Genomic DNA, 18,149 nt, shown 5'->3' with positions numbered 1-18,149 from the left:
GGGCGGTGCCCGCCGTTAATCAAAATTTGGCGTCGCGCTTTTCAACAAAGGCGTCTTTGGCTTCCTGCGAGTCTGGCTCGGCATAAGCTTCTTGCGTAAAGCCCTGCTCCCAGCGGTATTTGTCTTCGAGGTTGCCGTCTTCCACACCGTTGAGGGCTTCCTTAGCCAGCTCGATCATGCGCGGTGATTTCTCGGCAATTTTGTCGGCAATATCGCGGGCAGTTGCCATCAGTTGATCACGTGGAACCACCTTTTCAATGGCGCCCAGGCGATAGGCCTCTTGCGCATCGATAGCCTCACCGGTGAAGTACATGTAGCGCACTTTCTGCACCGGGAACATGCGCTGCAAGTGTGCGCCGCCGCCCATTGCCCCGCGGTCAACTTCCGGTACGGCAAAGGTCGCACACTCCGATGCCACAATGATGTCGGCCGCACCACTGATACCAATACCACCACCGAGAACAAAGCCATGCAGCGCGACAATGACCGGCTTGCGGCAGCGGTGAATGGCTTTGAAGGTGTCGTAGTTGCCCTTGTTAACGCGGGTGATCATGGCGGGGTTTGCCGCCAGCTCTTTGATATCAACACCGGCGCAAAAGCCACGACCCTCGGCAGCGATAATCACTACGCGCACCGCGTCGTTGTCGCTCAGGGCATTGATCTCGGCAGCGATGGCCAGCCAGCCGTTACTGTCAAAGGCGTTAACCGGTGGCTTATTGAAGATTAGTTCAGCAACACCGCTGTCGCTGATGCTCAGGGTATATGGCTTGCTCATTATGCGTTCCCCATTTTTGCGAAGCGCGACTCGGCTTCGTCGACAATGCTGCGAATCAGGTCTTCACAACTCAGTAATTCATCGATAACACCTGCCACCTGGCCAGAGGGCAACACGCCTTCGTCCGGGCGGCCATCGACCATGGCTTTTTGAATAATCATCGGTGCATTCGCCGCCATAATGGCCTGCGACTTAGTAATGTCGCCGCTGCTGGTCATAGCGAGTGCAGAGCGCAGCAGGGAGGTCAGGCTGGCGCCGGTGAACTTGCGAAAGGCCAGGCCATTGCGCAAGGCGATAATCAGTTTTTTCAGTGGCCCGGCTTTCTCCAGCTCGCTGAGGAAGTCATTCAAAATCATGCGCTGCGGCAGGCCGTCGAGGGCTTCACTGCGAATGATGGCACCGGGGTCTTTGCAGGCGAGATAGCGCTGCTTGGTCGCTTCGGGAACAGGGCTTTCTTTGGTCAACAAGAAGCGTGTTCCCATGGCGATGCCGTCAGCCCCATAGGCCAGTGCCGCCAGCAAACCGCGACCATCTTTAAAGCCGCCCGCCCCCAGGACCGGCACTTTGTCACCCACGGCGTCCACCACTTGTGGCAATAACAGGGTCGTGGGGATCGCGCCGGTGTGACCGCCACCCTCGCCGCCTTGAACAGCAACGGCATCGGCGCCCATCTCTACTGCCTTGATGGCGTGCTTGGGCAAACCCACGGTTGGCATGCAGACCACGCCAGCCTCTTTCAGGCGAGCAACCATCTCTTTACCTGGCGAGCGCGAGTAGCTCACTGCCTTAACGCCGTGCTTGATCACCAGATCAATAATCTCAGCGGCGTTGGGCTGATACATATGGAAGTTCACGCCGAAGTTCGCATCGGTTAGCGACTTCACTTCCAGAATATTGGCTTCCATTTGCTCGGGCGGAATGGTTGCCCCGGCCAGAAAACCAAAACCACCGGCATTGCCAGTGGCCGCAACCAGTTTCGGGTCGGCAACCCAGCCCATCGCGGTTTGGATAATGGGGTATTTACAGCCCAGTAATTCGGTAATGCGGGTATCGAGTAGCGTCGACATAAATAATTAGCTCTGCGTTGAATCGACAAAGCACCGACCTGCATTACAGGCCGGTGCTTGTTGCGCCTGGCCGTATTAGCCGCGAACGCCCGGAGGGTTATCCTTCAACTGCTTGGCGCGCAGGTTGTGCGGGTCAATGCGGCGGATAATGTCCAGTTGCTCTTCGGTGGGAGCCGTCGTTGTTGGAATAGACGCGGGAACATGCACCGGGAAGCCGGTATTTTCCTGAACCTCTTCCACGGTAACGCCGGGGTGAAGGCTAACGATCTGCATTTGGCGGTTGGGACCACGGAAGTCGAACACACCCAAGTTGGTGTACACCTGACGCACATCGATCTCGTCGAAGCTGTAACCTTTAGGCAGACGGTCCGGGTTGTAGCCAATGGTGCACACCACGTCGCACTCACCTTCTACAAACACGCGTTTGCTGTGCATGGGCACCAGGTAGCTGTTGGCGTGACAAATCGAGTTTCCGGGGAAACCACGCACACCCAACATTTGCACCTTGGGCTTGCTGTGGTCGCCACCCAGCGCTGAGATGTTGGCTTGCGCGAAGCGGTCGATTTGCGTTGGCCCACCGGTCAGGTGACGACGGCCGCTCCATACGTTGTCAAAAATGCGGGTAAAGCCCATCCAGGTTTCCGCCTTCGGCTGGAAGTCGGCATCGCGTTTGCCGACGGGATTGGGCTCCGACAGCAACCACGCTTCGGAGTCGGTCATCATGATATCGGTATTGCTGCTCAGCATGGCGAGGCTGGCGGCGATACGCGGCAGCACACCGATGCCGGTGACCAGGACTTCGCCGTCATTGTCATAAGCGCTGGCATTGGCACAAATCATCAGCTCGGCCAGGCTGTATTCTGTTGCAGGGGTAGTCATAACTAGAATTCCTCAGACCGATCAGTAAACAGGCAGCGGCAGTTGACGGATGGCGTCGATGCCACCCACAGCTTGCTGGTATTCCGCTTCACTGCGACCCTTGATGTATTTGTCGAAGTAGGCTTCAAAGCCGCCCTCTTTCGCCGAGGCGTTGTACTCTTGGAAGTGCGGCACGTCGAAGCCGTATTCAGGCGTGCAGGATGTTGGGTGAGCACCGCCGGCAACCGGAATAACCGCCGAGGTCATGGTGCGCTCCCAGAACACGTAACGCGCTTCGTCGCCCTGAGCAAAGTATTCGGTGTCGACCAGCTCTTCACAGCTGACGATGGTTTTGTCGGCCGCGCGCGCCATCCACTCGTCCATATACACATCGGGACCTTTGATCTGGCAAACGCCGCGACGGTCGGCGCGGTCTACGTGCAGCAGCGCCGCATCGAGTTTCAGCGCAGGCATCGCCAGCCATTCTTTTTCATCGTAAGGGCTGTCGACCAGTTTGATGTCTGGGTTGAGGTTGACAACGTCGGTGCCCAGACCAATACGAGACGGGATGTAAGGACAACCCCACGCCGCCGCGCGCAGGCCCAGCAGCATCATGCCCTCGTCAATTTCCATCACCTCAATCTCGCCATTCTGACGAGCCTGGCGGAAATAGGGCTCCAGCGGAATAAAGTCCAGCGACACGAAGGCGAACACCACTTTTTTCACCTTACCGGCAGCACACAACATGCCGACATCTGCACCGCCATAGGCCACGATCGTCAGGTCTTTAAGATCAGACTTGAGAATCTCGCGAATCAGCGCCATTGGCTTACGACGCGGCCCCCAGCCGCCAATACCGATGGTCATGCCATCGCGTAGCTCGCCAACGAGCTCCTGCAAAGCCATTTCTTTATTCACGTCCACTCCTTAATACAAAGCGAGGTTTGCCGCTTGAGACAATCCGTCATACGCAGCTCCACTACGCATAACATTAGAAATTACAGCTTACCAATGAAAAAAACCTAAGCCATAAGCCAAATAGATTACGCAAAAACTTATTCTGACCCATTATCAGGCTCTGGACCGACGATCCGGCTCATGCGGTAATCATGCTTAACAAAATTAACCCCCAACGAGCATTCGGTGCGCAGTACACCAGGCAGGCCGCTGATACGCCGGTGCAAGAAGGCCGCGAGCTCCGCGTGGTTCTGCACCAGCGTAATGGCGAGCAAGTCAAAGCGGCCCAGCATCTTGCCGACAAAGCCGATTTCCGGCACCGCCGCCAACTGCTTGGCCAGCTCGTCGCACTGTGCGCTGCGCTCTACTTCCACCCAAATGTAAGCCAGTATGGGGTTTCGCAGCCGCGCGATGTTGGTCATTGCGGTGATGCGCACCAGGCCTTCGGCTTCCATGCGCTTGATGCGCGAGCGCACCGTGCCCTCGGTAATCCCGAGCTCTGCAGCAATTTTGCGGTTGCTGGTGCGGGCGTCATGGGCCAGGCCATCGAGAATTTTCAGATCGAGCTCATCTAGCTGTTTCTTCTGCATGGCCTAGTCCGCCTGCCCGAAGGGCACCCAATTTGACTGATTTTTGAGAACGTCCAGCGCGACGGATGGCTCCAGCTTTCTCACACCGGGCACGGCAGCCAGCTCACTGAGCAGCTTGTTGAGGTCTTCCTGGTCACGCGCCACCGCCAGTGCTTCAATATCCAGTGTGCCGACCACCTGGCACACGGAGAAAACCTGGGCAAAACTCGCTAAATCTTCTGCGACCTCATCGGCGGCGCGGCCCTCCACCTGGATACCGACCGCCAACATCATGCTGTAGCCCACCGCCTCGTAGTCGGTAACCGCAACGACCCGCAGGCTGTCGGCCTCCTCCATGCGACGCACCCGCGAGCGCACAGTGGCCTCGGTTAGACCGAGGTCGGCAGCAATCGCTTTGTAGGGCATGCGCCCGTCGCGGCGCAGCAAGGCCACAATACGAAAGTCCACCTCGTCCATGCCCTGGTTGGACTCATCCCCCGCTAGCGGCGGGATGGCACCATCGCTGCCAATATTCACGCCTGGGCCTCAATATGCTGGGCGGCCTGCGCAGCCAGTTCCGTTTTCAACACCTTGCCCGAGGCGTTCATTGGCAGGGCATCGACGAATGCCACGTAGTAAGGAAGTTTGTAGCGCGCCAATTGCTCAGCACAGAAGGCTTTTACCTGTTCAGCCGACAGCTCGCTGCCCGCGCGGCGCACAATAAAGGCCATACCCACTTCTCCCTGTGGAGCCTTGGGTACACCGATGACGGCAGCCTGGGCGACGCCATTCAAACCGTAGAGCAGTTTTTCAACTTCCGCGGGATAGACATTTTCACCGTTCATGATGTACATATCTTTTAAACGGTCGGTAATGCGCAGGTAGCCGCGCTCATCCATAACGCCAATATCACCGGTGCGCAGCCAGCCATCGCTGGTGATGGCATCGGCAGTCGCCTCGGGCATATCGAAGTAGCCTTGCATAACGTTGTAGCCCCGCAACCACACCTCGCCCTCTTCGCCGGCAGCGCGCGCCTCACCGGTTTGCGGATCGGCGCATTTCAGCTCCACACCGGGCATCGCGCGGCCGCAGGTGTTGGCGATGGTCTCGGGGTCGTCATCGGGGCGGCAGATGGTCACCACCCCCGTCGACTCAGTGAGTCCGTAGGCGGTCACCACCGTTTCAAAACCCAGTTCGCTGCGCATGTCCTCTACCAGCTTTACGGGTACCGTCGCGGCGCCGGTTACGCCGAGGCGTAAGCTTGAGAAGTCATAATTACCTCGCTCGGGGTCGGCCAGTAGCATTTCGTAAAGTGAGGGCGCACCGGGCAACATGCTGATGCGGTGGCGAGAAATTGCCTCCATAACCAGGCGGCGATCAAACTGCGCCATTGGGAAAATCGTGCACCCGCTAATCAGGGCTGCCAACCACCCGGCCTTGTAGCCAAAGGAGTGGAAGAAGGGATTGATGATCAGGTAGTTGTCGTCGGCGCGCAGGCCAACGGTGTCGCTCCAGGTGGCAAATACGCGAATGTTTTGTTCGTGACTACACAGCACGCCCTTGGGCTTGCCGGTGGTACCCGAGGTAAACAGCATGTCGGCACTGTCTTCGGGATTGATTGCGCGCTCCAGCGCAATGAAGGCAGCGTCGTCGGCTTCGCTGGCCTTCGCCATAAATGCCGCCCACCCCAACTGATCCGCGCTGTCGCCGTCGCTGTCCAGTCGAACACTGTGGCGCAAGGCCGGTAGGCTTTCGCTTTTCACCACCTCGGCGGGAACCGCCCCCTCCAGCGCACCGACAGTCAGCAATACACTCACTCCGGCCCGCGCGAGAATATCGGCAGCCTCGGGGCCCTGCAGACGGGTATTAAGAGGCACCAACACAGCACCTACTGACTGCAAGCCCAGCGCGGCAATAATCCAGCGCGCGCTATTCGGCGCCCAAATAGCCACCCGGTCACCCGACTGAACCCCCAGCGCCATGAACGCACGACCGGCGCTGCGGCGAAGATCATTGAGTTGCCGATAACTGAGCACCTCGTCGTCTGCCTGTATTGCCGTTTTTGCACCGTACTGCTGAGCAGCCCACCCCATCAAACGGGGGACAGTCAGCGGCGGCAAGGTGAGATCAGCAAGCTGATCAGCGCGACCAGAAGCATTGGCAGAAGGCGATTTAGACGATGGCATGTTCAAGCCCCTAAACATCGGCGAAAACATAGAGTCTAGAAGCAGAACCGCAATACAACAAGACTTTGCGTAGCATTATCTATTAAATACTACGCATAACACTGATAACTAATCCCTTCGGATGACGTTAACCTAGGCTGTGAGTGACGCCAGATCGGCCAGCGGACGCTGCTGCGCCTCGGCCACCGCCGGGCAGTAAACGGCACCACCGGCAATATTGATACCGTCGCGTATCCCCGGCGTTGCCGCAATGCTGGGCAAGTCACTGCTGGCGATGCGCTGCACGTAGGGCAGCGTTGCCTGACTCAATGCCAGGCTCGCCGTTCGCGATACTGCACTGGGAATATTGGCGACGCAGTAATGGACAATACCCTGATCAATAAATGTGGGCTGCTGGTGACTGGTCGGACGACTGCTTTCAAAACAGCCGCCCTGATCGACCGCAACGTCGACCAATACCGCACCGGCATTCAGCAGTTGGAGATGGCTTCGCTTAAGTAGCTGCGGCGCTCGCGCGCCCGGCACCAAGGCCGCTCCAACCACCATATCGACATTGGGCAACACCGCCTGGCAATCGAGCTCGGCCAGTACCGCCAGGTGCGCACTGTTGTAATGAGCGGCCAACTGATCCCGGCGCTGTCGCTGCTTTTCAACCACCGCTACCGTTGCCCCCATTCCCAGCGCCACGTCGATGGCCTGACTGCCCACAACGCCCCCACCGAGCACCAACACTTTTGCTGGCGGCAACCCGGCAACAGCACCCAGCAATACGCCCCGACCGCCCTGCGCAGTTTCCAAACAGTGCGCCCCGGCCTGCACTGAGAGCCGCCCCGCAATTTCACTCATTGGCTTTAGCAGAGGCAGTCGGCCCGCGTCGTCGGTAATCGTTTCATAAGCGATAGCCGTCACGCCGCTGGCAAGCAGGTCATCACATAGCGCAATGTCGGGGGCGAGATGGAGATAACAGAACAAGCACTGGCCCGCGCGCAGCAGGTCAATTTCCCCAGGCTGGGGCTCTTTCACTTTGACGATAAGCGCCGCTTGCGCGTAGACCTCTTCAGCGCCTGACAACACGTTAGCACCGGCTTGCCGATATTCGTCATCCAGATAGCCCGATCCCTGACCTGCGCCCTCTTCAACGACGACTTGGTGACCCTGCTCAGTGAGCTGACGCACCGCGCTGGGCGTCAAACCCACACGATATTCCTGCGCTTTTTGCTCTTTTGGCACGCCGATACGCATATCGATCTCCCGTTACACCGCACAAAGGGCAGCTCTCTCACAGGAAATATGGCTGATATCTACAAGATTACCAATTTGGCGAAAGGGCAACGGCCTTATCGCGGCTTACGGATTTACACGCGCTGCCATAGACCGTCGCGCTCTATCGCTTCGCCGTCTTTTTGCAATTTCAACAGATGGGCCCACAGCGAGAGCTGGGCTATGGGGTGCAGGGCAGGGTCAACATCGTCGTAGGCGTGTACCACCAAGCCATCCAGCGCCTGGGGGCGTTGCTGCGACTCAAGTGTTTGGCGCACTTTGTGCTCTCGCCCCAGGCGGTGTTTTATCAGCGCCTCGATTTCCGCGCGGGGCTCGTCAATAAGGCGACCGTGCCCCGGCGCCAGAGCCTGAAGCGGGTATTCCAGCATGCGTTCAAGCGACGCAATGTAGTCGGCCATATCACCGGCGGGAGGGATAATCACCACCGTCGACCCCTCCATAATATGGTCGCCGGTAAACAGCAGGCCGCTGGCCTCATGGAGAAAGCAAAAGTGATTGTCGACATGCCCGGGGGTATGCACGGCGATTAAGCGCTCACCATCGACATCAATATCATGCTCGTGCTGCAGCTCAATGTGTGGCGAAAAGCTCGTGTCCTGATGACCATCATCAGCAATGGCCCGCCCAAGCAGCGGCACATCGTAACGCTCTGCCAGCATGGCCGCCGCGGGAGAGTGGTCCGGATGGGTGTGGGTCACAACAATTTGCGTAAGCTCGCCGCCAATTTGGCGCAAAGCGGCCTCCAGAGCCTCCACATGTTCGGCCATTGGCGGCCCCGGATCGAGCAGGGTTATACGGCGACGGCCAAGTAAGTAACTATTGGTGCCGGGGCCGGTCATTACGCCGGGGTTTGGCGCGATCACTCGATGTACCGTCGGTCGCAATTGCTCGAGAATTCCACTTTGCATTGTCTGTGCTCCGCCTTTCACGCTACAAGTGTGTCGATTTCGCAGTGGGCCGTCAAAGCAGAGGCGCTTTGTTGTGCGCCGCCTGCAGTGGACTGCGCAAACGCCATAGCAACCGTGCACCCAGTAACAGCGCCGAGCAACTCAGCCCGGCACACAAGCCCAACCAGTAGCCGCTTGGCCCCATCGGCGACAGCTGCCACTGCCCGGTTGCCAGCACATAGCCCACCGGCAAACCCACGCCCCAATAGGCAAATAGCGTGAGCAACATCGGCACACGGGTATCTTCAAAACCGCGCAGGCAGCCATTGGCAGTCACTTGTAGAGCGTCTGAAACTTGATAGAGCGCGGCGAACAGCAGCAGATAACTGGCCAGCGCAATAACCTCTGCGTTGTCGGTGTAGATGCGGGGAATCCACTGCCGCGTCAGCACCAACAAGCTCGCCGCCGCAAAACCAATAAACAGCGTAATGCGAAAGGCGACGTTTATCGCGGTGCGCAGCGCTTGTTCGTCCTCGCGACCGCGCGCATGGCCGATGCGCGCCGTTGCCGCCAGGGCAAAACTGAGCGGCAGCATAAAGACCAGCGAGGTGAAATTCAGGGTCAGTTGATGGCCCGCCACGATGATGGGGCCGGACTGGCTGAGCAACAAGGCTATCACCGCAAAAATGCTGACTTCAAAAAATATCGCCAAGGCCACAGGCAAGCCCAAGCCAAATAAGTACCTCAGGGTCGCCGGTTCCAGCCGCCACGGGCTCAGTTTGAAGCGGTCATCGGAGTTTGCATAACTGGGATGGCGCAATACGTAAAAAATCATCAGCGCCGCCATCAGCCACATCACCACCGCCGTGGCCCACCCGCAGCCAACGCCGCCCATTGCGGGAAAACCCAATTTGCCGTAGATCAGCACGTAGTTCACCGGGATATTGACGAGCAACCCTATCACGCTAATCCACAATACGGGCCGGGTGTCTCCCCTCGCCTCGGTGTAACTGCGCAGCGCCAATACCACGGCAATGGCCGGCAAGCCCCAACTCAGGCCCCGCAGGTACTCTCGCACCATTGGACGCATCGACTCATCAACATCCATCCAGGCCAGCACAGGGGCCGTGTTTCGCAACAGGAAAAATGCCAGTACCCCAAATAGCAAACCCAGCATCACCGCCTGCTGCATAATCGGGCTCACCCGATGGTGCTGACCTGCACCCATATGGCGGGCCAGCACCGAGGTCGTGCTCATTAGCAAGCCGGTCAGAAACAGAAATACCGGCACCCAGATACTGGCGCCAACTGCCACAGCGGCCAAGTCCAGTGCCGAGACGCGGCCGGCCATGACGGTGTCTACAAATCCGTTGGCAGACTGGGCCAACTGGCCACCAAAAATAGGCAGAGCAATACGCAGCTGGCTGCGTAATTCCTGTTGCTGGGAGGACGACATTGAGACTCTCGGTGGGACAGATTCGGCCTGCACTCTAACGCAGGCAACGCGGCGCCGCAAACCGCCCGAATCAATTTTTTCTGTACAAATAAAAACGGGAGCTAATGCTCCCGTTGCACGGCTAATTCAGCGACTTACACCATGTTTTTTATCGCCACCACGGGGTCGACATCGGCGTCGTAATCCACGCCGTCGATATCAAAGCCAAACAACTTCAAAAACTCGTGCTTGTAGCCCGCAAAATCGGTGAGGTCGTGGAGGTTTTCTGTCGTCACCTGATCCCAGGCCTCAGCCACGGCTTGCTGAATCTCTTCACGCAGCTCCAGACCATCGGCGCGCAGCCGGCCCTCGTCGTCCAGCACTGGCGCATCGCTGTAGAGGCTGTTGCGAAACAGCCCGTATACCTGTTCGATACAACCTTCGTGACTGCCGTCGGCTTTCATCACCTTGAACAACAGCGACAAGTACAAAGGCATAATCGGAATAGCTGAGCTCGCCTGAGTCACCACCGCCTTCAACACTGAGACTCTGGCGTCGCCACCCCTGGCCGCCAAGCGCTGGCGAATGTCGACCACGCGTTTATCCAGGTCTTTTTTCGCCTGACCGATGGTGCCATGCCAATAGATATCCCAGGTGATGCGCTCACCGAGATAGGTGTAGGCAGTCGTCTTGGCGCCATCAGCAAGCACACCGGCCTCATCGAGGGCGTCGATCCACATCTGCCAATCTTCACCGCCCATCACGGCCACCGTGTTGTCGATGTCTTCCTGAGAAGCCTCGGGCAGCGTGACTGTTTCGATGACTTCTTTATCGGTGTTCACGCCGCGCTGGCTGACCGCCTTGCCGATGGGCTTCAAGGTCGAATTATAGATTTCACCGGTTTTGGGGTGCTGACGACGCGGCGCCGCCAAGCTGTACACCACGAGGTCAACCTGCCCCAGGTCTTCCTTTATTTGCGCGATGGTTTTTTGCTTTATTTCATCGGAGAAAGCGTCGCCATTGATGCTCTTGGCATACAGCCCTTCGGCCTCGGCGAACTTGTGAAACGCCGCCGAGTTATACCAGCCTGCGGTGCCCGGCTTTTTCTCGGTGCCCTCTTTCTCGAAAAAGATACCCAGCGTGGCCGCCCCACTACCAAAGGCGGCACTGATCCGCGAGGCCAGGCCGTAGCCAGTGGAAGAACCGATCACCAGCACTTTTTTAGGGCCGTTTTCGATAGCCCCCTGCGCCTTCACATAGTCAATTTGTTCGCGAACATTCGCCTCACAGCCTACGGGGTGAGTGGTTACACACATAAAGCCGCGCACACGGGGTTTAATGATCATTCGCTGTCCTGCTCCATCGTTATTAGCCCTGAATTGTGGGGCATTATACGGCCTGCTTTAGTCGGCGACTAATATGCACTGTCAACTTTGAAAGCCCCACTGGCTAAGGCGACAACGAGCACAATTTTTCTAGCCAATGACCGCGGCACATAATCGTTTCAGACTACCCAGCTACCGGGAAACGCTGTGCTATGATTCCTCTCATAAAAGTAACAATAGTGTAACTAATTGCACAAAATCTGCTTTATGCGCAATAAGAAATAACCATAATTCCGAATAATCAAGGGAAACTACGCAGTCGCAATCGCATTGCGTCTTACAAAAAAAGGGTGATATATGAAAGTCAGTAAGCTTAAATCCCTCGCTGCACTGGGCGGGCTGGGCTTGTCGGCGTTTGCGCCATCGCTATACGCACAAGCCGCGCTTGAGGAAGTTATTGTAACGGCTCAAAAGAAAGCTGAGTCACTGCAGGACACGCCTATCTCATTGACCGCGTTCAGCGAAGACCGCCTCGAAGTTGAAGGCATCAGCAGCCTGGGCGACATCGGCTCTAAGGTTCCAAGCCTGACCATTGAACCCTTCCCAATCAATAATGCCACACTGCGTATCTTTATTCGCGGTATTGGTATTTCAGACGCGCAAATCACCCAGGATCCACCGGTTGGTATTTATGTAGACGGCGTCTATATCGCCCGCTCAACAGGTACCGCACTGGATGTAGCAGATCTGCAACGTATCGAAATTCTGCGCGGCCCGCAGGGCACTCTTTATGGCCGCAACACCACAGGTGGCGCGATCAACCTGGTGACCAAGAAGCCCACCACTGAAGGCATCGAGTTTAAGCAGAAATTCACCGCAGGTAACCGCAACCTGTTTACATCAAAGAGCACCCTGAACCTGCCACTTAGCGATACCATCGCAGTGAAGTTGGCGGCGATGCGCACGATGCAGGATGGCCACATTGAAAACACCGGCCCCGGCGGCGACTTTGGTGACCGCGACGTAGAGGGCTACCGCGTCGATCTGCGTTGGGATATCACTGACTCACTGGCAATGGACTTTGCCTACGACAAGTCGGATTTCGACTACTACAACACTCAGTATCAGCACGTTCGTCCGCGTACACCGATCCCTGGCAGCCAGGCTGACTTAGTATCGGCAGGCCAAAAAGCGAGCTATTCGGATTCTCGCCAGAAACGCGTCGGTACGGTAATGCCTTTCGAGCCTTCAACCACCGATATTGAAGGCTTCGCTTTCACGCTGACCAAAGACTTTGAAAACACCCAAGTGAAGTACATCGGCGCCTACCGCGAGCTGTTCGATAAGTCCTATGCTGACCTCGGCGGCGGCGTACCCCTGGAGCCAGGTGAAAGCCCACATGGCGACAATTCTGAAAGTAAAGATATCTTCCGCCTGGACTCGAACGAGTACTGCGGCGCGGCCGCAGAAGCGGTAATGGGAGCAGGCCAATGCTTGCCACTGGTCTACCCCAAGGTAAACCAGGAGCAGTACTCTCACGAATTGCAGATCAGCGGCGACCTGTTTGAAAGCCGCGTAAACTATATTGTTGGCGCCTACTACTTCCACGAAGAAGCAACTGAAGATAACGGCCCACTTCACCACCAGCTGAGTGGCCCAATCAATATCGACATCCCGGTCATCGGCGGCCTGCTTAGCAGCACCCGCGCAGTAAACATGCTTAGCCAGGTTTACGATATTGAAAACGAAGCGGCGGCGGTGTTTGGTCAATTCACCTGGACACCGAATATTCTGGACGACCGCCTGCACTTGACCTTCGGTGCACGTCGCTCCGAGGACAAGCGCTCTACCGTTAAATTCCAGATCGACCGCACTTACGCAGAAACCCCCGTCGGCCCCATCGATGTTTCGTTTGCACAGTGTGGCGGCGACATTACCAATGGCACATGCCGCGATTTTGACAACATTCCTGCGTCTCAGGACTTCAGTAACGACTCATTCAGCTTTGTTGCCGAGTACGACCTGACTGACGACATCAACATCTACGCCAAGCGTGTAGAGGCCTACAAGTCTGGTGGTTTTAACACCCGTGACCCGCAGCAGGACGGCAACCAAGGCCCTGCGACTGACGGCAACGACTACGGTTTTGGCTACGCTGATGGCTTCGACGCTGAGTACGTGACCTCCTACGAGCTGGGTATTAAGAGCGAGCTGATGGATCGCCGCCTGCGTATCAACGCCGATGTATTCTTCAGTGAATACGAGGACATGCAGCTGAACTTCATCCTGGCGGGCACAGTGGCAGATACTAAGGTCACTAACGCTGGTGAAGCAGAGATGTTCGGCTTTGAGGCTGACGTGACCTTCCTGGCCACAGAAAACTTGTTGATGATGTTGAACTACGCCTACCTCGACACCGAGGTTACCAAGGCCACCGACATCAATGGCAACGACGCCTCTGACCAGTTCGTATTCTTCTCAGCACCGGAGCACAGCTTCACTGCCTCGGCTGACTACACTCTGCTGCAAGCCGACTGGGGCCGCACCAGCCTGAACGTCAGCGTGAACTACATGGACGAGCGCAACGGCGGCTCGCGTGCTGAAAACGTTAAAAACACGCAGCTGCGTCAGTACGAGCTAGTTAACGCTCGCCTTAGCCTGACCGACGTTCCCTTTGCTGGCGGCCGCCTCGCTGCGGGCCTGTGGGCGAAGAACCTGCTGGATGAGGAGTACGAGCTGACAGCGGTCGACAACCTGCCTCAGGCAGACCGCTCGGTAATTTGGGGTGAGCCCCGTACCTACGGCATCGACATCTTCTACGAGTACTAAGCAATTGGTCTTACTTGGGCTGCTTATGCAGCCCTTTTTTTTGCCTGCAACATGCAGAAAAGTCATCGCCAGCAACATTAAACCCTGGAAACGCAAGCACTAGGCGGTTGCCGAAAAAGGCGAAAAACAGTAGATTAGACGCAGTTTTTAATACAGACATATTAAAAGAGTCACCACTATGAGCGATAAAGATAAAAGCAGCCCCAGCAACCCCCTCCGCGCCAGCGATGTGAGCAACTGGGATATTGAAACAGATGTAGCCATTGTCGGCTTCGGCGGCGCAGGTGCTTGCGCGGCGATTGAAGCAGCCGATGCAGGCGCCTCGGTCGCCCTGTTTGAGTTAGCCAGTGCCAGCGGTGGCTCCACGGCACTCTCAAGCGCTGAGATTTACATGGGTGGCAATGGCGGTACGCCGGTTCAGAAAGCCTGTGGCTACGAAGACGACACTGACAATATGCTGAGCTATCTGCGCGCATGCTTTGGCAATCAGGCCGATGACGCGAAATTACAGCACTACTGTGAAAACAGCATCAAGCACTATGAATGGCTTACCGGCATGGGCGTTCCCTTCAAAATGAGCGAGCTAAAAGAGCGCGCCATTATGGCCCTGACCGATGACTGCCTGCTGTTTACCGGCAATGAAAAAGCCTACCCCTTCTACGAGCAGGCAAAACCCGTGCCCCGCGGACACAACCTTGAAGTAGAGGGCGACAACGGCGGCCCGCTGCTGATGAAAATTCTTACTGACGCGGTGGAACAGCGCCCGGCGATTAACGTTCATTACGAAGCCCGGGCATTGACCTTGGTTCAAAGCGATGAAGGCGAAGTCGTTGGCATCGTGGTGCGCATCAACCAGAAAGAGCAGTACGTGCGAGCGACTAAAGGCGTAATCCTCTGTGCCGGCGGGTTCTGCATGAATGAAGACATGCTGCGCCAATATGCTCCCCAGTTTGACTGCGGCCTGACACCAATCGGCAATCCCGGTGACACCGGCAGCGGCATCCGTATGGGCATGGGTGCAGGTGCAGCGGTCACCAATATGCACGAGTGCTTTGTCAGCCTCCCATACTACCCACCGTCGTCACTGACTTACGGCATTTTGGTCAACGATAAGGGCCAGCGCTTTATCAACGAAGACTGCTATCACGGCCGCGTTGGCTATAACGCTTTGCTTCAGCAGCAAAATTCAAAGCGTATCTACCTGATCACCGACGTTGACGGCTACGGCGACTACGAAAAGATGAGCTACCTCGGTGCCCAAGTTGCCGGCACCGGTGAAAGCATTGCCGAGCTTGAACAGGAACTGGAATTGCCCGAGGGCAGCTTGCAGCACAGTCTGGATACCTACAACCAAAATGCAGAGCGCGGAGAAGACCCCCTATTCCATAAATCAGAGGCCTGGCTGCGGCCAATTCAAGCGCCTTACGTTGCCCTGGACTGCACTCTGGGGCGCGGCCCCTTCTATCCATTCTTCACACTCGGTGGGCTTGAGAGCTTACCGACCGGAGAAGTGCTGAACGGCGACAAAGAGGTCATTCCCGGCCTTTATGCTGCCGGCCGCACCACTGCGGGTATTCCACGAACAGCAGCGGGTTACGCCAGTGGCATGTCAGTGGGTGACGCAACGTTCTTTGGTCGCATGGCCGGCAAGCAAGCCGCTCTTCGTTAAATTCAGCGGCAAAACCACTAACCCCTGCCTCGGAAACTACCTACGTTTTCGAGGCAGGCCTGCCACACCATTTGTGTTAGCGTAGCAACTAAACATAATTACACGTTTGCTATGTCCAGCACGACAACTGAACAACAAGAGCTAGCCGACGAACGGCGCAGTATCGAACGCTCAGGTCGCTTACACGGTGCGCACTGGAGTGTGCTGGCACTTTCGCTCGTGCTCACTTTTTTTGTTTGGCAATACGCTGAGCGCCAAGCACAGGACAAGCGCGAAAGCCGCTTCCAACGCTACAGTTCCCAGGTTGCTGGCCTGATTCAGGAACGGCTCCACAAGTACGAAGATGCCCTCTGGGCAGGTGTCGCCGCTAAGCACTCCCATAGTCAAGCGGTCGACCTGGCAACGTGGCGGCGCTTCTCCTCGGCCTTACACATTAGCGATAAATATCCGGGTATTAACGGCATTGGTGTTATCGACTATGTGCCTCGGCAGCAGTTAGACGACTACCTTGCTACGCACCGACGGGACCGCCCGGCATATAAGGTGCACCCGCAGCACACCCTACCCTTTTTGCTGCCCATCACCTTTATCATGCCGGAAGATAAAAATGCCGCAGCCATTGGCCTTGATGTCGCCCATGAGGCTAACCGATTGCGCGCCGCACTTAACGCCCGAGACAGCGGCAAAGCACAAATTACCGGCCCCATCGTACTGGTTCAGGACGCTAATAAAACGCCGGGGTTTCTTTTCTACGCGCCATTTTATCGCCAACACAGTGAAACATTAGAGGAACGCCGCGCCAATTTCGCAGGCATGGTCTACGCGCCTTTTGTGGTCGCTGAACTGATGCGCGGAACACTGGAACAGCAACAACGGGACATATTTTTACGCATTTCTGATGGCGATACCGTGCTGTACGATGAGTTCCCTGACAACCATGAGGAACAGGGCCTGTTCGCCGAATACAAGCTGAATATCTACGGCCGTGAATGGCAGATCGCGACGGCCAGCAGCCCAAGTTTCTGGCGTAATACTGACGATTCGCAGCCCAAGATCATCCTGGTCTGCGCCCTGGTTATTGATGCCATGCTCCTGCTGCTGTTTATCAGTCTGAGCCGCGCTCACCGCCGCAGTTTTAATTTTGCGCAGCGTATGTTGGCCAGCTCAGAGAAAAACGCCGCCGCCCTGACCCAGACCATTGATAAGCTGGAGCAAAGCAATCACCAGTTGGAGCGCTTTGCGTTTATTGCCTCACACGACCTGCGTGAGCCGCTGAGAAGCCTGGGAAATTACAGCGAGCTGCTCAAAAATGATGATGGCAGTATGACGGACGAACAGCGCGGCAAAGCCATCGGCTTTATACAGGCTGCTGCTACGCGCATGGAAGAGCTTCTCACCGCCCTACTCAACTACAGCCGCATAGACTTCAGCTACCAAGTTGAAACGGTAGATTGCACTGAATTACTCGCCGAATTGCGCGATGATCTCGGCCGGCAACTAGCGGACGGTCAAGCGGAAGTTCGCGTTGGAGCAATGCCGACCATTCAGGTCGGGCGCAATGAGATCCGCCAGCTTTTACAAAACCTGATTACCAATGCGATAAAATTCCGCGCAAACGACAGGGCCGCACAAGTAGAGATCGAGTGCACCGAAAAAGAGAGTACATGGTTATTCAGTGTTTGCGATAACGGTATTGGTATAGACAGCGCGCATCAGAATGCTATCTTTGATGTATTCAAACGACTACACCGACACGAAGATATCCCCGGCAGCGGCATAGGCTTGGCCAGCTGCAAAAAACTTTCAAAACTGATGGGTGGCGAAATTTGGGTGGAAAGCGAGGTCGGAAAAGGTAGCTGTTTCTATTTCACCGTACCGAAGGGCGAAAAATAATGAGTCCGAGTGTGAATTCCATACTGTTGGTCGATGACAGCGACGCCGACAATTACTACCACCAGTTATTACTGGAGCAGGCCGGTATAGCGACGCAGATCACCGCTTGCACCTCGGCATTAAGCGCCCTCGACTACCTGATTGCCGCCTTGGATGGCGAGCACCCCATGCCGGACATCATCTTCCTGGATATCAACATCCCCTCGGTCGACGGCTGGGAATTTCTCAATCACTACAGCCGCTGCCTGACCAAGGAGCAGCGAACAGCGGATATTTACATGCTGTCAACGTCGACCGACCCGAAAGACCGTGAGCGTGCGGAAGCGCACCCGCTGATTGAAGGCTACATCAGCAAACCGCTACAAAAAGATTGGTTGGACGGCCTGACTATGCAGCTTGAACCGTCCTAATTACCGAG

The 18,149-nt window shown here is 56.5% G+C and carries 15 protein-coding genes; 4 read left to right on the top strand and 11 right to left on the bottom strand.

Annotated features, from left to right (window positions below; all coding sequences use genetic code 11):
• Positions 1 to 19: 19 nt before the first annotated feature.
• The 11 genes from B3K78_RS06135 to fabV form a co-directional block, all read right to left on the bottom strand.
• A complete protein-coding gene (locus B3K78_RS06135) occupies positions 20 to 775 on the bottom strand; it encodes an enoyl-CoA hydratase family protein (protein WP_286694739.1) in 756 nt (251 codons plus the stop codon).
• On the bottom strand, positions 775 to 1,842 hold the full coding sequence (locus tag B3K78_RS06130; protein ID WP_286694738.1) for an NAD(P)H-dependent flavin oxidoreductase: 1,068 nt from the start codon (positions 1,840 to 1,842) through the stop codon (positions 775 to 777). The genes B3K78_RS06135 and B3K78_RS06130 overlap by 1 nt, the downstream gene beginning before the upstream one ends.
• A 75-nt stretch (positions 1,843 to 1,917) precedes the next feature.
• The gene (locus B3K78_RS06125; protein ID WP_286694737.1) at positions 1,918 to 2,721 is read right to left on the bottom strand and encodes a CoA-transferase subunit beta; all 804 of its coding nucleotides are present in this window, start codon (positions 2,719 to 2,721) and stop codon (positions 1,918 to 1,920) included.
• Positions 2,722 to 2,742: 21 nt separating this feature from the next.
• A complete protein-coding gene (locus tag B3K78_RS06120) occupies positions 2,743 to 3,618 on the bottom strand; it encodes a CoA transferase subunit A (RefSeq protein ID WP_286694736.1) in 876 nt (291 codons plus the stop codon).
• A gap of 137 nt (positions 3,619 to 3,755) precedes the next feature.
• Entirely contained in the window at positions 3,756 to 4,247 is a 492-nt protein-coding gene (locus B3K78_RS06115; protein WP_204996875.1) for an Lrp/AsnC family transcriptional regulator, read from the bottom strand.
• A gap of 3 nt (positions 4,248 to 4,250) precedes the next feature.
• On the bottom strand, positions 4,251 to 4,763 hold the full coding sequence (locus tag B3K78_RS06110) for an Lrp/AsnC family transcriptional regulator (RefSeq protein WP_286694735.1): 513 nt from the start codon (positions 4,761 to 4,763) through the stop codon (positions 4,251 to 4,253).
• A complete protein-coding gene (locus B3K78_RS06105; protein WP_286694734.1) occupies positions 4,760 to 6,412 on the bottom strand; it encodes a FadD3 family acyl-CoA ligase in 1,653 nt (550 codons plus the stop codon). Before B3K78_RS06105 ends, B3K78_RS06110 begins: the two co-directional genes overlap by 4 nt.
• A gap of 132 nt (positions 6,413 to 6,544) precedes the next feature.
• Positions 6,545 to 7,654 (bottom strand): alanine dehydrogenase, encoded by a 1,110-nt coding sequence (gene ald / locus B3K78_RS06100; RefSeq protein WP_286694733.1) that lies wholly within the window; start codon positions 7,652 to 7,654, stop codon positions 6,545 to 6,547.
• Between the two features lie 113 nt (positions 7,655 to 7,767).
• Entirely contained in the window at positions 7,768 to 8,601 is an 834-nt protein-coding gene (locus B3K78_RS06095) for an MBL fold metallo-hydrolase (RefSeq protein WP_239547849.1), read from the bottom strand.
• A 52-nt stretch (positions 8,602 to 8,653) separates the two neighbouring features.
• Positions 8,654 to 10,036, bottom strand: a complete 1,383-nt coding sequence (locus B3K78_RS06090) for an MATE family efflux transporter (RefSeq protein ID WP_286694732.1) — start codon at positions 10,034 to 10,036, stop codon at positions 8,654 to 8,656.
• Positions 10,037 to 10,170: 134 nt separating this feature from the next.
• A complete protein-coding gene (gene fabV, locus B3K78_RS06085; RefSeq protein WP_286694731.1) occupies positions 10,171 to 11,361 on the bottom strand; it encodes an enoyl-ACP reductase FabV in 1,191 nt (396 codons plus the stop codon).
• 336 nt (positions 11,362 to 11,697) lie between these two features.
• Here fabV and B3K78_RS06080 point away from each other — a divergent pair, with 336 nt between their 5' ends.
• The 4 genes from B3K78_RS06080 to B3K78_RS06065 all read left to right on the top strand — a co-directional run bounded on the left by B3K78_RS06080 (position 11,698) and on the right by B3K78_RS06065 (position 18,141).
• Positions 11,698 to 14,169: a TonB-dependent receptor gene (locus B3K78_RS06080; RefSeq protein ID WP_286694730.1), complete on the top strand. Its 2,472-nt coding sequence runs from the start codon at positions 11,698 to 11,700 to the stop codon at positions 14,167 to 14,169.
• 178 nt (positions 14,170 to 14,347) lie between these two features.
• A complete protein-coding gene (locus B3K78_RS06075; RefSeq protein ID WP_286694729.1) occupies positions 14,348 to 15,838 on the top strand; it encodes an FAD-dependent oxidoreductase in 1,491 nt (496 codons plus the stop codon).
• 111 nt (positions 15,839 to 15,949) lie between these two features.
• Entirely contained in the window at positions 15,950 to 17,731 is a 1,782-nt protein-coding gene (locus tag B3K78_RS06070) for a sensor histidine kinase (protein ID WP_286694728.1), read from the top strand.
• Positions 17,732 to 17,742: 11 nt separating this feature from the next.
• Positions 17,743 to 18,141 (top strand): response regulator, encoded by a 399-nt coding sequence (locus tag B3K78_RS06065; RefSeq protein ID WP_286694727.1) that lies wholly within the window; start codon positions 17,743 to 17,745, stop codon positions 18,139 to 18,141.
• The last annotated feature ends 8 nt before the right edge of the window (positions 18,142 to 18,149 follow it).

The organism is Spongiibacter sp. UBA1325, from assembly GCF_002306875.1.
Classification (GTDB): domain Bacteria; phylum Pseudomonadota; class Gammaproteobacteria; order Pseudomonadales; family Spongiibacteraceae; genus Spongiibacter; species Spongiibacter marinus.
Note: the sequence above shows the minus strand (reverse complement) of the source record. Positions and strands in the feature narration are given on the sequence as shown.

What these genes read in the sequence shown, in the direction of transcription:
- B3K78_RS06080 (WP_286694730.1), top strand. Translation starts at nt 11,698, where the DNA reads ATGAAAGTCAGTAAGCTTAAATCCCTCGCTGCACTGGGCGGGCTGGGC.
- B3K78_RS06130 (WP_286694738.1), bottom strand. Translation starts at nt 1,842, where the DNA reads ATGTCGACGCTACTCGATACCCGCATTACCGAATTACTGGGCTGTAAA.
- B3K78_RS06105 (WP_286694734.1), bottom strand. Translation starts at nt 6,412, where the DNA reads ATGCCATCGTCTAAATCGCCTTCTGCCAATGCTTCTGGTCGCGCTGAT.
- B3K78_RS06095 (WP_239547849.1), bottom strand. Translation starts at nt 8,601, where the DNA reads ATGCAAAGTGGAATTCTCGAGCAATTGCGACCGACGGTACATCGAGTG.
- B3K78_RS06070 (WP_286694728.1), top strand. Translation starts at nt 15,950, where the DNA reads ATGTCCAGCACGACAACTGAACAACAAGAGCTAGCCGACGAACGGCGC.
- B3K78_RS06115 (WP_204996875.1), bottom strand. Translation starts at nt 4,247, where the DNA reads ATGCAGAAGAAACAGCTAGATGAGCTCGATCTGAAAATTCTCGATGGC.
- B3K78_RS06090 (WP_286694732.1), bottom strand. Translation starts at nt 10,036, where the DNA reads ATGTCGTCCTCCCAGCAACAGGAATTACGCAGCCAGCTGCGTATTGCT.
- ald (WP_286694733.1), bottom strand. Translation starts at nt 7,654, where the DNA reads ATGCGTATCGGCGTGCCAAAAGAGCAAAAAGCGCAGGAATATCGTGTG.
- fabV (WP_286694731.1), bottom strand. Translation starts at nt 11,361, where the DNA reads ATGATCATTAAACCCCGTGTGCGCGGCTTTATGTGTGTAACCACTCAC.
- B3K78_RS06125 (WP_286694737.1), bottom strand. Translation starts at nt 2,721, where the DNA reads ATGACTACCCCTGCAACAGAATACAGCCTGGCCGAGCTGATGATTTGT.
- B3K78_RS06135 (WP_286694739.1), bottom strand. Translation starts at nt 775, where the DNA reads ATGAGCAAGCCATATACCCTGAGCATCAGCGACAGCGGTGTTGCTGAA.
- B3K78_RS06075 (WP_286694729.1), top strand. Translation starts at nt 14,348, where the DNA reads ATGAGCGATAAAGATAAAAGCAGCCCCAGCAACCCCCTCCGCGCCAGC.